Source organism: Streptomyces sp. NBC_01214, from assembly GCF_026340975.1.
In the GTDB taxonomy this organism is placed as follows: domain Bacteria; phylum Actinomycetota; class Actinomycetes; order Streptomycetales; family Streptomycetaceae; genus Streptomyces.
This window is the reverse complement of record NZ_JAPEOS010000002.1, coordinates 656,695-671,211: the sequence shown is the minus strand read 5'-3', so window position 1 is coordinate 671,211 and position 14,517 is coordinate 656,695. Positions and strand designations below refer to the sequence as shown.

Below are 14,517 nucleotides of genomic sequence, written 5' to 3'. Positions count from 1 at the left end.
CCACCGCCCCGCCCACCAGCACCCGAGGGCCCACACAGCATTTCGAAGTGGGACCGCCTGGACACCTGACGTTCATTCAACTCGTCACGGAATGTGGGTTTCCGCGAGCACGCTGCACCCGTGAGACGCATCCTAGGAATCGTCCTGGGCCTCCTCCTGATCGGCGGCGTGCTCTACGTCGTCGCGTTCCAGGGGCAGGATCACCCAGAAACCACGGCAACGAAGACCGTGCGTGGCGTCATCGGCTCGGAGAAGTCCGAATTCTTCCGCGACCCCGACGTCGTCAAGGCCCTTGCCGCCAAGGGCTACACCGTCAAGACGGAGACCTCGGGCTCCTGGGCGATGGACCAACTCGCCCTCAAGGAATTCGACTTCGCCTTCCCCAGCAGCAGTGAACCCGCCAAGGAGGTCGCGGCCGCCGCCGGGCTCAAGGGGGTCCAGGAGACCAAGCCGTTCTTCTCCCCCCTCGTCGTCATCGCCCGCCCCGGCGCGGCCGAGGTACTGGCCGCCAACGGCCTCGCCAAGATGGCCGGCAAGAACTCCGGGACCCTGCTCATGGGGCCCTTCCTCAAGGCCGCCGGCGAGGACCGCACCTGGCAGCAGCTACCCGGCTCCGCGGCCCACGCCGAGCTGACCGGCACGGTGTTCATCAAGACCACCGACCCGTCCTCCTCCAACTCCGGCGCCCTCTTCCTCGCCGCCACGTCCAACGTGGCGAACGGCAACACCGTGGTCGCCGACGACGCCGGCATCGCCCGCACCGCGCCGCTGATGCGCAAGCTGATCTCCGTCCAGGGCGCGCTGGAGCCCAGCACAGACGACCCCTTCCGGGCCTTCATCAGCGGCAGCGGCGAACCGCTGATCCTGGTGTACGAGTCGCAGGTGGCCTCGCTGCTGATGCAGAAGCAGGATCCGGGCGACATGGTCGTGCTCTACCCGGACACCACCGTCAACTCGGCGCACACCTTCGTGCCGCTGACCGAGCGGGCGAGGGAGCTGGGCGCCCTCCTCGCCACCGATCCGAAGCTGCGCGAACTGGCCGTGCTCCGCGGGTTCCGCCCGCAGGAGGGCGTGGCCGAGTTCGCCGCCGCGACGGCTCCGCACACCGCCCACCTCAACACGGGGCTGGCCGGCATCCGCCAGGTCGGCACGCCCACCGTCAAGATCCTGATGGCGCTGGCCCAGCGCGCCAAGGGCCAGGGGGACACGCCATGACACTGACACCGCCCGAGGACACGTCCTTCCACCTGAGTCCTCCGGAACCCGTCGCCCCCGTGCGCAAGGAGCAGGCCGCCGGGCTGGTCCCGCTCCAGGACGGCGTCCGCGAGGAGATGGCCCGCCGGGCCGGGGAGTACGTCGGCTCGCTCGCCGCGATCGACGCCCGCTCCCCCGAGTTCGCCCAGCGCATCGGCGAGATAGCCGCCCTGGGCCAGGCCGACATCCGCAGCGCCGCCCAGCAGTCCAACCGGATGCTGGAGCGGGCCGTGCGCTCGCTCGGCTCCGACGGCGGCGGTGACGCCCAGGCCCGGGTCGCCGGCTCCCTCGTGGAACTGCGGCGCACGGTCGAGGACCTCGACCCGCGGGACACGCCCGCCAAGGGCGCCCGCAAGCTGCTCGCGAAGCTGCCGGGCGGCAACAAGTTCCGCGACCACGTGGCGAAGTACGCCTCCTCGCAGGCCACCCTCAACAAGATCGTGGGCTCGCTCCGCAGCGGTCAGGACGAACTGCGCCGCGACAACGCGGCCCTGCACACCGAGCGCGCGCGCCTGTGGGAAACGATGGGCAAGCTCCAGGAGTACGCGGTCCTGACCGAGGCCCTGGACGGCGCCGTCGAGCAGCGGGTCGCCGAGGCGGAGCACACCGATCCGGGTACGGCCGACACGATGCGCGCGGACGTGCTCTTCCCGGTCCGGCAGAAGCACCAGGACCTGCTGACGCAGCTGGCCGTCTGCGCCCAGGGATACCTGGCGATGGACGTGGTCCGGCGCAGCAACGACGAGTTGATCAAGGGTGTCGACCGGGCCGCCACCACCACCGTGTCCGCGCTGCGGATCGCCGTGATGCTGGCCTCGGCCCTCGACCGCCAGCGCACGGTGATCGAGCAGGTCAACGCCCTGAAGGGGACCACCGAGGAGCTGATCCGGGGCAACGCGGAGATGCTGTCCACACAGAGCGGCGAGATCCAGCGGATCGCGGCCGATCCGGCGGTGGGGGCGGAGACGCTGCGGACGGCGTTCACGCAGATCTACAAGACGCTGGACGCGATCGACGCCTTCAAGGTGCAGGCGACGCAGAACATGGCGGCGACGGTGGAGTCGCTGGCCGGCGAGCTGCACGGTGCGTCGGCGTACCTCGCGCGGACGCGGACCGCCGGTGCGCTCGAGGGCGGTGACCGGTGAGCGCGGCCGGGCGGGTACGCGCGGCGGCGGGGGCTCCGCCCCGGCCCCCGCACCCCGGGCGTCGGCGGGGCCGGACGGGCTTCGCGCTCGCCCTCGTCGTGCTCGCGGCGGCGACGGCCTGCACCTCCGGGGGTACGGCCGGGCCGACGGAGACGGCCTACAAGGAGGGCACGCTGCGGGTGCTGGCCTCCAGTGAGCTCGCGGACATGGAGCCGGTGCTGGAGCAGGCCCGCAAAGCGACCGGGGTCACCGTGAAGCTGACCTGGTCCGGGACGCTGGACGCCGCCGAGCAGGTCGCCTCCGGGAAGGCCGACGGCGCGTACGACGCGATCTGGCTCTCCTCCAACGACTACCTGCGGCTACGGCCCGAGGCCGCCGGGAAGCTCTCCAGCGAGACCCCGGTGATGTCCTCGCCCGTCGCCCTCGGCGTGAAGCCGGAGGCGCTGGCCCGGCTCGGCTGGAAGCCCGAGGAGGTCACCTGGCCGGCGGTGCACGAGGCCGTCGCCGCCGGGAAGCTGACCTACGGGATGACCGACCCGGTGCGCTCCAACTCGGGTTTCTCCGCGCTGGTCTCGGTGGCCTCGGGGCTGTCGGGCGCACAGGCGGCGCTGAGCGACGCGGACGTGAGGGCGGCCACGCCCCGCCTGAAGGAGTTCTTCGCCGGGCAGAAGCTGACGTCGGGCTCCTCGGGCTGGCTCGTCACCGCGTACGGCAAGCGCGGGGACGTGGACGCGCTGGTGAACTACGAGTCGGTGCTGCTGTCCATGAACCGGGACGCGAAGGGGGCCGGAGCTCCGCTGACGGTGGTCCGGCCGCGCGACGGTGTGGTCACCGCCCACTACCCGCTCACCCTGCTGACCTCGGCCCCGGCCGGGGCCCGTGATGCGGGGCGGGCGCTGACGGACTACCTGCGGGGCCCGGAGGCGCAGCAGGCGATCACCGACCGGACCTTGCGCCGCCCGGTCGCGGCCGGGGTGGCCCCGGCCGCCGGGCTGGACCAGGAGAAGCGGCGCGAACTGCCCTTCCCCGGTTCGCGCGTCGTAGCCGACGGGCTGCTCGCCTCGTACGAGAACGAGCTGCGCCGGCCCTCGCGGACGGTCTACGTCCTGGACACCTCGGGTTCGATGAGCGAGGAGGACCGGATCGGGCGGCTGAAGTCGGCGCTCACCGATCTGACGGGCTCGGGGAGCTCGGGCACCGGGCAGCGGTTCCGGGACCGCGAGGAGGTGACGCTGCTGCCCTTCGGGTCGAAGGTGAAGGAGGTGAACACGCACGTGGTGGAGCCGGGCAATCCCGGGCCGGCCCTGGACGCGATCCGCCGCGACGTGAAGTCGCTGGAACCGGAGGGCGGGACTGCGGTCTACGGCAGCCTGGAGGCGGCGTACCAGCAGCTGGGCAAGGGCCCCGCGGACGCCTTCACCTCGATCGTGCTGATGACGGACGGCGAGAACACCGAGGGCGTCGGGGCCAAGCACTTCGACTCCTTCTACGCGGGGCTGCCGGAGGCGCAGCAGCGGACGCCGGTCTTCGCCGTGCTGTTCGGCGACTCGGACCGCAAGGAGCTCACCCACATCACCGAACTGACCGGCGGCCGGCTCTTCGACGCCACCGGCGGGAACGGCTCGCTGGCCGGAGCCTTCGAGGAGATCCGTGGCTACCAGTAGGGCGACCGGGGTCCTGACGTACCTGGAGTCGAAGAAGAACCTGGCCGGCTCCGCCTGCGGCCTGGCCGGCCTGGCCCTCACCCTCGCCGGGGTGGCCGGTGCGTACTGGCCGGTGGTGATCGCGGGGCTGTACGGGGCGGGCGCGCTGATCGCCCCGCCGGAGCGGACGGCGCCGCCGCCCTTCGACCCGCGTGAGGAGCTCGACGTCCTGCGCGAGGACCTCGGGCGGCTGCGGGCGTACGTCGCCGAGGTGGAGCTGCCCCCGGGGGCCGAGGAGGCGCTCGCCGAGCTGCTGGAGCTGTACGGGGCGCTGCTGGAGCCGGGGTGGGTGGCCGATGTGCTGGTCACCGAGCCGGAGGCGGTGCACGCGGTGTCCCGGGCGGTCCGGCAGGACGTCCCGGAGAGCGTGGACGCGTACAACCGGACCCGCTGGTGGAGCCGGATGACGCCGGGCGGGGAGTCGCCGGAGCGGCACCTGGAGCGGCAGCTGGGGCTGCTGCACGAGGAGGCGCAACGCGTAACGGCGGGCCTCCACGAGGTGGAGGCCCGCCGTCAACAGACGCACACGGCCTACCTGGAGGAGCGCGGACGCTCCTGAGGTCGGTCATGTGCTGCGGTGGGCGCCGCTTGGTCGGGGGCTCCCACAGCGGTGGGCGCCGCTTGGTCGGGGGCTCCCACGTTCATCGGCCCTTCTTCAGGGCGCGTCCTGGCTCAGCCCAGGCGCTCCACGAGTGCGTGGTACTGGTCCCACAGCTCCTTGGGAGTGTGGTCGCCGTAGGTGTTGAGGTGCTCGGGGACCAGGGCGGCCTCCTCGCGCCAGACCTCCTTGTCCACGGTGAGGAGGAAGTCGAGGTCCTCGGCCGGGAGGTCCAGGCCGTCGAGGTCGAGGGAGTCCTTGGTCGGCAGGATGCCGATGGGGGTCTCCACGCCTTCGGCGGTGCCGTCGAGGCGGCCGACGATCCACTTCAGGACGCGGCTGTTCTCGCCGAAGCCGGGCCACACGAACTTGCCCGCGTCGTTCTTGCGGAACCAGTTCACGTAGTAGATCTTCGGGAGCTTGGCCTGGTCCTTGTCGGCGCCGACCTTGACCCAGTGGCCCATGTAGTCGCCCATGTTGTAGCCGCAGAACGGCAGCATGGCGAAGGGGTCGCGGCGCAGCTCGCCGACCTTGCCCTCGGCGGCGGCGGTCTTCTCGGAGGCGATGTTCGAGCCGATGAAGACGCCGTGGTTCCAGTCGAAGGACTCGGTGACCAGCGGGACGGCGGAGGCGCGGCGGCCGCCGAAGAGGATCGCGGAGATCGGGACGCCCTTGGGGTCCTCCCACTCGGCGGCGATCGTCGGGCACTGGGAGGCCGGGACGGCGAAGCGGGCGTTGGGGTGGGCGGCCGGGGTCTCCGAGGCCGGAGTCCAGTCGTTGCCCTTCCAGTCGATGAGGTGCGCGGGCGCCTCTTCGGTCATGCCCTCCCACCACACGTCGCCGTCGTCGGTGAGCGCGACGTTGGTGAAGACGGTGTTCGCGTACATGGTCTTCATGGCGTTGGCGTTGGTGTGCTCGCCGGTGCCGGGGGCGACGCCGAAGAAGCCGGCCTCGGGGTTGATCGCGTAGAGGCGACCGTCCTCGCCGAAGCGCATCCAGGCGATGTCGTCGCCGATGGTCTCGACGGTCCAGCCGGAGATCGTGGGCTCCAGCATGGCCAGGTTGGTCTTGCCGCACGCGGACGGGAAGGCGGCCGCAACGTACTTCGTCTCGCCCTCGCCGGCCGGCGGGGTGAGCTTGAGGATCAGCATGTGCTCGGCGAGCCAGCCCTCGTCGCGGGCCATGACGGACGCGATGCGCAGGGCGTAGCACTTCTTGCCGAGGAGGGCGTTGCCGCCGTAGCCGGATCCGTAGGACCAGATCTCGCGGGTCTCCGGGAAGTGCGAGATGTACTTGGTGGTGTTGCAGGGCCACGGCACGTCGGCCTCGCCCTCGGCGAGCGGAGCGCCGAGGGTGTGGACGGCCTTGACGAAGAACCCGTCGGTGCCGAGCTCGTCGAGGACGGGCTTGCCCATGCGGGTCATGGTGCGCATGGCGACGGCGACGTAGGCGGAGTCGGTGATCTCGACGCCGATCGCGGAGAGCTCGGAGCCGAGGGGGCCCATGCAGAACGGGACGACGTACATCGTCCGGCCCTTCATGGAGCCGCGGAAGATACCTTCCTGCCCGGCGAAGATCTCCTTCATCTCCGCGGGGGCCTTCCAGTGGTTGGTCGGGCCCGCGTCCTCCTCCTTCTCGGAGCAGATGAAGGTCCGGTCCTCGACGCGCGCGACGTCGGACGGGTCGGAGGCGGCGTAGTACGAGTTCGGGCGCTTCGTCTCGTCGAGCTTCTTGAACGTGCCCTTGGCGACGAGCTCCTCGCACAGGCGCTCGTACTCGGACTCGGAGCCGTCGCACCAGACGACGCGGTCCGGCTGGGTGAGGGCAGCGATCTCGTCCACCCAGGAAATGAGCTCTGCATGATTGGTGGGAAGAGTCGAACTGGTGGGAGCCGCGTTGTCGCGCGCCACGATTGCTCCTTGTTGAGGGGTTTGTTTGGTGTAGGCCCCGTGGGGGCTGCGACCCGGACGCTTCGCGCTCCGCTCATCCGGTGTCGACCGCACTCATCTGATCATCCGGTGGATGTGCGCATATGTCCAGAGGGCCTCTCACGTGAGCATTGCCACGTCCGTCAATCTTCCGTAAAGACCACTAACGGAAACCTACGGACCCGTAGGTAGCATGGCGCGCATGACTTCTGATGCCGCCGCCGTCCCGGCCGCCGAGGCCACACCGGTAGTCGAGGCCCTGGAGGCGGCGGAGACCGCCCTGGAGGAGAAGCCGCTGATGCGCGGCTGGCTGCACCTCGGGATGTTCCCCGCCGTGATCATCGCGGGCCTGGCGCTGATGGCCTTCACCGACTCGACGAAAGCACGGGTCGCCTGCGGGGTCTACATCCTCACCGCCTGCCTGCTCTTCGGCGTCAGCGCGGTCTACCACCGCGGCACCTGGGGGCCGCGCGGCGAGGCCATCCTGCGACGGCTGGACCACGCCAACATCTTCCTGATCATCGCGGGCACCTACACCCCGCTGACCGTCCTGCTGCTGCCGCCCTCCACCGGGCGGACCCTGCTGTGGGCGGTGTGGATCGCGGCCGCCGCCGGCATCGCCTTCCGGGTCTTCTGGGTCGGCGCCCCGCGCTGGCTCTACACCCCCTGCTACATCGCCATGGGCTGGGCGGCGGTCTTCTTCCTGCCCGACTTCATGCGCACCGGCGGCATCGCCGTCCTGGTCCTGGTGATCGTCGGCGGCCTCCTCTACAGCGTGGGCGGGGTCATCTACGGCATGAAGCGCCCGAACCCCTCCCCGCGGTTCTTCGGCTTCCACGAGGTCTTCCACTCGCTGACCCTGGCGGCCTTCGTGGCCCATTACGTCGGCATCTCGCTCGCCGCGTACCAGCACTGAGCGGTGCGGGCCGGGACCCGCATTCCGGTGGCCGGGGGCGGCGCACCGGGATGCGGGATGCGGGATGCGGAATGCGGAATGCGGGTGGCCCGGTTACGCGCCGTCCCGCAGGACCCGTTCGACCAGCTCCTCCTGTTCGTCAGTGATCTTCGGGTCGGCGAAGGCGACCGTACGGTCGTCCACGGTCACGGAGTACTGGTAGCCGTCCGGTACGCCTGCGGCGGGCCCCGGCCCCGCCTGGGCGAGGACCGCCGTCGCGAGGCGCTCCAGCTCGGCCGCGTCGGGCCGACCGGTCGTCTCCAGCTCCGCCGTGGCCGGGAAACCGGCGAAGCCGCCGCTCCTCGTCACGCGGATGCGCACGGCTCAGCCATGGTTGTTGCCGTTCACGCCGACGTGGGCCCACGCCTTGAGGACCGTCTCCAGTTCCAGCCCCTGCCCGAACCGCTTCTTCGTGGCCTCGGCCGTGGCCTGGGCGAACTGCCGGAAGGTGGCGCGCTGGGGCAGCTCGCCGGAGGTGAGGGTGTCGTACCAGATCTGTCCCGCCCTCTCCCAGGCGAAGCCCCCGATCTCGGTCGCGATCAGGTAGAAGGCGTGGTTCGGGATGCCGGAGTTGATGTGGACGCCGCCCCCGTCGAGGTCGGTTTCCACGAACCCGTCCATGTGGGCCGGCTGCGGATCCCCGCCCCGCCAGACGCGGTCGTCGGTGAAGGCGGTACCGGGCGCCCTCAAAGAGCGCAGGGCCTGCCCCCGCACCAGGGGGGTGAAGAGGCCGGCACCGATCAGCCAGTCGGCCTCTTCCGCGGTCTGACCGCGGGCGAACTGCTTGACCAGGCTGCCGAAGACGTCGGAGACCGACTCGTTGAGGGCGCCGGACTGGTCCTCGTAGACCAGGTCCGCGGTGAACTGCGTGATTCCGTGGGTCATCTCGTGGGCGATGACGGCGGTATCGAGCGTGAAGTCGTTCCAGACCAAGCCGTCTCCGTCGCCGAAGATCATGGATTGGCCGTCCCAGAGGGCGTTGTTGTACTTGCGGCGGTAGTGGACGGTCGCGTCCAGCGGCAGGTTGGCGTCGTCGATCGAACGACGGCCGTACACCTCCTCGAAGAAGGTGAAGGTGAGGCCGAGGATGTTGTAGGCCCGGTTGACCGTGCCGTCCAGCACCGGGTCTTCGCCCTCGGCCCTGACCTGCTCGCCGGGCAGCTGCCTGGTGTTGTGCGTGTCGAAGATCGTCCGCTGGAGGACGGCCGCGCCCGCCGGCACGGCCCCCTCCACCTCTCTGGGCGCGTCCTTTCGCTTCTGTCGGAGCTCGGCGTCGACCGAGAGGGTCTTCTCGGCGGCCTCGCGGACCCTGGGGTCGTCGTCTTCGGTCAGTCTCTCGAGCACGAAGGGGGGCAGGATGCCGCAGACGCAGCGCTCGGATTCCGGTGCCCTGTGTTCCCCGCTGACGGGGATGTGAGTGGTGTCCACAGCGAACGAAGGTGTCGCCCCCGGACGGCCGGGGTCACGCATCGCCCCGGAATCTCACCCGCACGCCCCGCCCGATTGGTCCGAACAGCCCTGTACGCCGGGGCCCGGCCGCCGTGCGCGGCCGGGCCCCGTCCTGCGCGAGCGGCTACGGCCTAGCAGGCGTAGCCGTCGCGGTCGGGGTCCAGGCGCAGCGGATCGCTGCCGTTGACCTTGAGGCGCTTCGGGTACGTGTGGGAGGCCAGCCAGTCGCAGCGGGCCTTCGTCGTCTCCCGCACCTCGGCCGGGAAGCGGGTCGGTACGCACACGTTGGCCGTGCCGTAGTGCCGGTCGCAGCCGGCCGCGCTCGGCGCGACCGGGGCGGAGTCCCGCTTCGCCGGGTTGTCCTTGGCGGGACCCAGCGCGTCGGCGAAGGTGTGCTCGTGCGCGGAGGGCTGCTCCTGGGTGGCGGCGAGCGCGGACGGGCCGCCGAGGTGCACCCAGGTCGCGATCGACGGGACGCCGTTCGCGTCGACCGCGAAGAGCATGTACCAGCCGGGCGGCGCCAGGTTGGGGTTGCTCGTGACGTTCAGGTCGATGGTGGTGCCGTCGACGGTCATGGGCAGGTCCACGAACCGCTGGTTCGGGTCCGAGGAGTGGGTGACCGCCGCCGGACGGATCAGCTCCGCCTTGGCGACCGGCCGGTTGACGGTGATCCGCTGCGTGTCCCCGTACACCCACTGCGTGTCGATCACCGAGGTGATCTGCGGGCGGGCGCCCTTGAAGAGGTAGGGCGGGGTGTAGATCGACACGTTGTGGTTGTAGGTCCCGTTGCCCGGGTTGTCGCCGACGGACATGACCCGGCCGTCCGGCATCAGGAACGACGCCGAGTGGTAGGTCCGCGGGATCGGGTCGGTGGCGAGACCCGCCTGGTAGGTGTTGGTCGTCGGGTCGAAGAAGGAGGCCTCGAAGACCGGGTCGGCCCGGTCGTGCAGTCCGCCGCCGGTCTCCAGCACCTTGCCGTCCGGCAGCAGCACCGCCGACACGAACATCTTGCCCTCGGCGCCGGTCTGCGGCCGCTTGCCCTGGCCCTGGTCGACCAGGCCCTGCGGGATCGGCGGGCCGGCCGTGTAGGCGGGGCTGGGCTGCTTGAGGTCGATGATGTCGGTGAGCCGGTTGGCCGCCGGATTGCGCTCGTTGTTGCCGCCGCCGATGGTGAGCACCCGCTGGTCCTGGGCCGGGGGCAGCAGTACGCTCGCCGACTCGTCCCGCTCGTCCTTGTTCCGCAGGCCCGGCACGTCGGTGATGGTGTTGGCGTCGTAGTCGTAGATCGACGCCCCGGTGCCCGGGGTGCCGTTGCCGAAGGTGTGGCTGCCCGAGTAGAAGAGCCGGCCGTCCTGCATCAGGATCATCGACGGATACAGGCCCCAGTACGACCAGGTCTGGTTGACCTCGTTCATCGGCAGCCACTTGTTCTGCGCCGCCGAGAACTTCTCCGCCGTCACGTTGCCCGTGGAGTCCTCCTTCAGCCCGCCGAAGGAGATCACGTCACCGTTGCCGAGGATCGTCGCCGACGGGTACCAGTGCCCGCCGTTCATGTCGTTCGTCCTCGTGTACGTCTCGGTGGTCGGGTCGAAGGTGTACGAGTCCTTCAGCCCCTGGTAGCCGATCTTGCCGTCGGCCGACGGGTACCCCTTGTTGCCGCTCATCACCAACACCCGGCCGTCCGCCAGCTGCACGTGGCCCGCGCAGAACATGTCGACGGGGGTCGGGATCGTCTTGAAGGACCCGTTCGCCGGGTCGTAGACGGCGGAGGTGAAGGTGCCCGCGTTGAACTGGGCGATGTCGTTGCCCGAGCCCGCGATCAGCAGCACCTTTCCGCCCCCAGAGCCTCCGGCCTGGGAGGTGCCCCCGTTCAGTACCACCGCGTGCATCGAACGCACCGGGTTCTGCGCCGGGATGACCTGCCACTTGCCCTTGGCGCACTCCTCCGCGGTCCCCGAACAGGCCGGTTGCGGCGGGACGGCGCCCACCTCCTCCAGCGCGTAGTCGTCGGTGGTGAGCGTGCCCACCCCGTAGACCGACAGACCCCACGCGATCTTGTCGGTGCCCGGCGGAACGGCCGGCGTACGGACCTCCGTACGCGCCCAGGCCGCGCTGACGGGCGGGTTCTGCAGGTCGGTCCAGTACTGCCAGCCCGCCGTCGTGTCACGGCGGAAGACGGTCACCGACACGTCCGGGGTGTTCGACTTGTACCAGGCGGACAGGTCGTACTGCTTGCCCGGCGTGACGGTCGGGGCGCAGGTGCTGTTCTCGGTGACCAGCGCCTTGCGGTCGCCGTTCACGCGGCGGGTGAGCGAGACCTTCATCGCCTTGGTGCCGCCGTGCGCGTCGGCGACGGTGGAGAAGGTGAAGTCGTTGTCGCCCCAGCCGGACTTGGACCAGCAGGACGGCATGTCGGAGCCGGCGGCGCCGGCGGTCTCGAAACCGGGGTTGGAGAGCAGGTTGGGCGGACCGGCCGTGGCTTGCTGCGGTGCGGTGAGCAGCAGGCTCGCGGTCATCGCCCCGACGGCGAGCAGGGCGGCCCGCCGCCCCGCTCGCCGTCGGATCGTCAGACGCATGGAAAGGTCCTTTCTGTGCGGCTCAACTCCTGGTGTGGCGCGGCAGATAGACGAGGGCCTCGGTGGCCGCGAACCGCAGGACGAAGGTGGTCACCAGCGCGAGGGCGGTGGCGGGCAGCACCTCCATCCCGAGCTCGGCGACGAACACCGCGATCAGTGGAATGCGCAGCAGCAGATCGGCGTTGGCGAGCAGCGCGAAGCGCCCGACCCGGTCCGCCCAGTGCCGGTGCCGGCGCCGGTCGCGGAAGAGCAGGGTCTCGATGAGCAGGAAGTTCCACAGGACCCCCGCCTGGTTGGCGACGATCTCGGCCGGCAGGTAGTGCATCCCCGCACGGGTGAGCAGCCAGAGCGCGGCCAGGTTCGGGACGAAGCCGGAGAGCCCGATCAGCCCGAAGCCGATCATGCGGGCCAGGGGGGCGGCCGAGCGCAGCGAGGCGAGGTGGGCGAGGAAGCGCATGCCCTCGCGGGCGGTGGACTTCGACTCCCCCGCGTAGCGGTCCTGGAAGACGAACGGCACCTCCGCGACCTTGCCGGGGCGGCAGCGCACCGCCAGCTCCAGCAGGATCTTGTAGCCCAGCGGCTTGAGGGCCTCCGCGGTGACGACGGAGCGGCGCATCGCGAAGAAGCCGCTCATGGGGTCGCTGATCCCGCGCAGCGCGCGCGGGAAGAGCCCCTTCGTCAGCCAGGTCGCGGCGCGGGAGACGGCGACGCGGTAGCTCCCGGCGAGCCCGGCCCGGCTGCCGCCGCTGATGTAGCGGGAGGCGACGACGAGGTCGGCGCCGGTGCGCACGCCCTCGCCGACGAGTTCGGGGACCAGGCGGGGCGGGTGTTGGAGGTCGGCGTCCATGACGACGATCCAGTCGGTGTCCGCGCGCTTGACCCCTTCGACGACGGCGCCGCCGAGCCCGCCGTCGGCCGTCTCCCGGTGCAGGACGGACACCGGGAAGGGGTGGTCGGCGGCGGCCTTCTCAATGACGGCCGGGGTGTCGTCCGTGGAGTCGTCCACGAACAGCACTTCGCAGGGCAGGTGTGCGGGGTCGGGCAGTGCGTCAGCGAGCCGGCGCAGCAACTCGGCGATGTTCCCCGCCTCGTTGAAGGTCGGGATGATGAGGGTGACGCTGCCGGTCACCACCTGCGGAAGGGTGAGGTCCGGATCGATCGGGGCACGGAGGGGCCACAGGTCCTCGCTCATGCGCGCTCAGCTCCCACTCGTTCGGTCGGTCCGGCGTATCTCGATGCGGTCCTCGCCCGACCCGAAGACCGCCACCACCGTCGAATGCTCCAGGGCCGCCTGCACCCGGGGCAGGTTCACCGCGTCACGGCGCACGGTGGGCGAGGAGACCACGTAGTCGATGTCCTGCCAGCCCCGCGGCAGGGTCTTGGTGACGGCCGGGTCGAGGTCCGCCTTGTAGAACCAGATCGCGCCGAGGCCGGGCTGGAAGCCGTGGTGCACCGCGTCCAGCCAGAGCGCGTCGTCCAGCAGCACCCGCGTGTTCGCCGGATCGGCGACCTCGCTGCCGAGCCAGGCCGCGGCCTGCCGGTACGGGGCGTTCGCGTCCACCGTCAGCGCGGTGCGGTTGCCGTCGTACCAGCGCGGCAGCACGTACGCCGCGGCCGATGCGGCGAGCACGCCGAGCAGGGCCCAGCGCGCCCACACCAGCGGCCTGCGCTCCCCGGGGCCGCGGCGGCGGTGCAGCACGGCGTGCGCGGTGCTGGCCGCGCCCCCGGCCAGGACGAGCGCGAGGAACGGCAGCGCCTGGATCACGTACATCGCCGGCAGGTAGCCGGAGGGGCGCATCGCCACGGCGGCGAGGATCACGGCGGCGAGCGCGGGGCCGGCCAGCGCCCGGGCGGTGACGGACGTGGGGGTCCCCCCTGCGCGAGCGAAGCCGAGAGCTCGGGGGAGGGTGGTGGCCAGCAGCAGGACGGCGCCGGCCAGCCCGCCGAGCGGCAGGACGGTGTCGTAGTAGAGCCAGGACCGGAACACACCGTTCGAGCCGGAGCCGGGAGTGAGGATGAAGCCGGAGCCCTCGCGGCCCATCTGGTAGGTGATGCCGTCGATGAGCGAGACGTGCCCGGAGCCGGGCAGCAGCTCGCCGTTGAGCAGGGCGTACAGCGGGTACGACAGCCCGATCAGCACGCAGGCGGTGATCGCTCCGGTGACCGCGAACTTGCGGGTGTCGCGGTGGCTGTGGCGCCACATCGTCACCAGCAGGGCCGGAAGCACCACCAGCATCGTCTCCTTGGTCAGGACGGCGGTGGCGGCCGCCAGTCCGGAGCCGAAGTGGTGCCACAGGTGGCGGTTCGGGGACGCGGCGAGGCAGAAGGCCAGCAGCATCCACATCACGGCGAGGTTGTCGAGGAAGATCTCCCGCTGGAGGACCACGGAGAGCGGCGACAGCCCGAAGAGGGCCATCGCGAGCCCGGCCGCCCAGCGCGGCAGCCACAGCCTGCGCGCCAGGACGTAGAGCAGCACGGAGCTGGTGGCGGAGACGGCGAGCATCGAGAACCGCATCGGCGCGACGGTCATCGAGTCGGGCACGAAGAGCGACGGCAGGTACGTCAGGCCCGCGACCTGGATCCAGCCGAGCGGCGGATGGTCGTACCAGTACGTGTAGTGGGCGAGGCCGTCGCCCTGCTGGACGGCCCAGGCCTGCGCGAGGTAGGTGCCCTCGTCGTCGCTCAGGGTCGGGAAGTTCGTGATGTTCCAGCCTTGGACCAGCACGATCACCAGCAGCAGGGCGCCGCACAGCAGCAGGTCCGGGCGGGAGGAGCGGAAGCGCACGAGCGGCCGGGCGGGCGCGGCCGGGCGCACCCCGAGGCCACCGGCGGCGGGCGTCCGCCGGGCCGGGGCGGTGACGGTCTCGGTCTCGGGCTCGGTCTCGGTCTCGGGCTGGGGATCCGTGGCC

11 protein-coding genes are annotated in these 14,517 nt (G+C 71.0%); 5 read left to right on the top strand and 6 right to left on the bottom strand.

The window, feature by feature from the left end:
* Positions 1 to 120: 120 nt before the first annotated feature.
* The 4 genes from OG594_RS27945 (at position 121) to OG594_RS27930 (ending at position 4,661) form a co-directional block, all read left to right on the top strand.
* Positions 121 to 1,215, top strand: a complete 1,095-nt coding sequence (locus OG594_RS27945; protein ID WP_266604333.1) for a substrate-binding domain-containing protein — start codon at positions 121 to 123, stop codon at positions 1,213 to 1,215.
* Positions 1,212 to 2,399, top strand: coding sequence for a toxic anion resistance protein (locus tag OG594_RS27940; RefSeq protein ID WP_266604331.1), 1,188 nt, complete (start codon positions 1,212 to 1,214; stop codon positions 2,397 to 2,399). Before OG594_RS27945 ends, OG594_RS27940 begins: the two co-directional genes overlap by 4 nt.
* A gap of 98 nt (positions 2,400 to 2,497) precedes the next feature.
* The gene (locus tag OG594_RS27935; protein ID WP_266606603.1) at positions 2,498 to 4,063 is read left to right on the top strand and encodes a substrate-binding and VWA domain-containing protein; all 1,566 of its coding nucleotides are present in this window, start codon (positions 2,498 to 2,500) and stop codon (positions 4,061 to 4,063) included.
* The gene (locus OG594_RS27930) at positions 4,050 to 4,661 is read left to right on the top strand and encodes a hypothetical protein (protein WP_266604329.1); all 612 of its coding nucleotides are present in this window, start codon (positions 4,050 to 4,052) and stop codon (positions 4,659 to 4,661) included. The genes OG594_RS27935 and OG594_RS27930 overlap by 14 nt, the downstream gene beginning before the upstream one ends.
* 113 nt (positions 4,662 to 4,774) lie before the next feature.
* Here OG594_RS27930 and OG594_RS27925 read toward each other — a convergent pair whose 3' ends face one another.
* On the bottom strand, positions 4,775 to 6,610 hold the full coding sequence (locus OG594_RS27925) for a phosphoenolpyruvate carboxykinase (GTP) (protein WP_266604327.1): 1,836 nt from the start codon (positions 6,608 to 6,610) through the stop codon (positions 4,775 to 4,777).
* A gap of 316 nt (positions 6,611 to 6,926) precedes the next feature.
* On the opposite strand from OG594_RS27925, the gene OG594_RS27920 reads away from it, so the two are divergent.
* A complete protein-coding gene (locus tag OG594_RS27920) occupies positions 6,927 to 7,544 on the top strand; it encodes a hemolysin III family protein (protein WP_266606602.1) in 618 nt (205 codons plus the stop codon).
* 93 nt (positions 7,545 to 7,637) lie between these two features.
* Here OG594_RS27920 and OG594_RS27915 read toward each other — a convergent pair whose 3' ends face one another.
* The 5 genes from OG594_RS27915 to OG594_RS27895 all read right to left on the bottom strand — a co-directional run bounded on the left by OG594_RS27915 (position 7,638) and on the right by OG594_RS27895 (position 14,423).
* Entirely contained in the window at positions 7,638 to 7,904 is a 267-nt protein-coding gene (locus tag OG594_RS27915; RefSeq protein WP_266604325.1) for a protealysin inhibitor emfourin, read from the bottom strand.
* A 3-nt stretch (positions 7,905 to 7,907) separates the two neighbouring features.
* The gene (locus OG594_RS27910; protein ID WP_266604323.1) at positions 7,908 to 8,927 is read right to left on the bottom strand and encodes a M4 family metallopeptidase; all 1,020 of its coding nucleotides are present in this window, start codon (positions 8,925 to 8,927) and stop codon (positions 7,908 to 7,910) included.
* 236 nt (positions 8,928 to 9,163) lie between these two features.
* The gene (locus OG594_RS27905) at positions 9,164 to 11,608 is read right to left on the bottom strand and encodes a galactose oxidase-like domain-containing protein (protein ID WP_266604321.1); all 2,445 of its coding nucleotides are present in this window, start codon (positions 11,606 to 11,608) and stop codon (positions 9,164 to 9,166) included.
* Positions 11,609 to 11,630: 22 nt separating this feature from the next.
* Entirely contained in the window at positions 11,631 to 12,800 is a 1,170-nt protein-coding gene (locus OG594_RS27900; protein ID WP_266604319.1) for a glycosyltransferase family 2 protein, read from the bottom strand.
* A gap of 6 nt (positions 12,801 to 12,806) precedes the next feature.
* A complete protein-coding gene (locus tag OG594_RS27895; protein WP_266606601.1) occupies positions 12,807 to 14,423 on the bottom strand; it encodes a glycosyltransferase family 39 protein in 1,617 nt (538 codons plus the stop codon).
* Positions 14,424 to 14,517: the final 94 nt, after the last annotated feature.

What these genes read in the sequence shown, in the direction of transcription:
- OG594_RS27905 (WP_266604321.1), bottom strand. Translation starts at nt 11,608, where the DNA reads ATGCGTCTGACGATCCGACGGCGAGCGGGGCGGCGGGCCGCCCTGCTC.
- OG594_RS27940 (WP_266604331.1), top strand. Translation starts at nt 1,212, where the DNA reads ATGACACTGACACCGCCCGAGGACACGTCCTTCCACCTGAGTCCTCCG.
- OG594_RS27900 (WP_266604319.1), bottom strand. Translation starts at nt 12,800, where the DNA reads ATGAGCGAGGACCTGTGGCCCCTCCGTGCCCCGATCGATCCGGACCTC.
- OG594_RS27920 (WP_266606602.1), top strand. Translation starts at nt 6,927, where the DNA reads ATGCGCGGCTGGCTGCACCTCGGGATGTTCCCCGCCGTGATCATCGCG.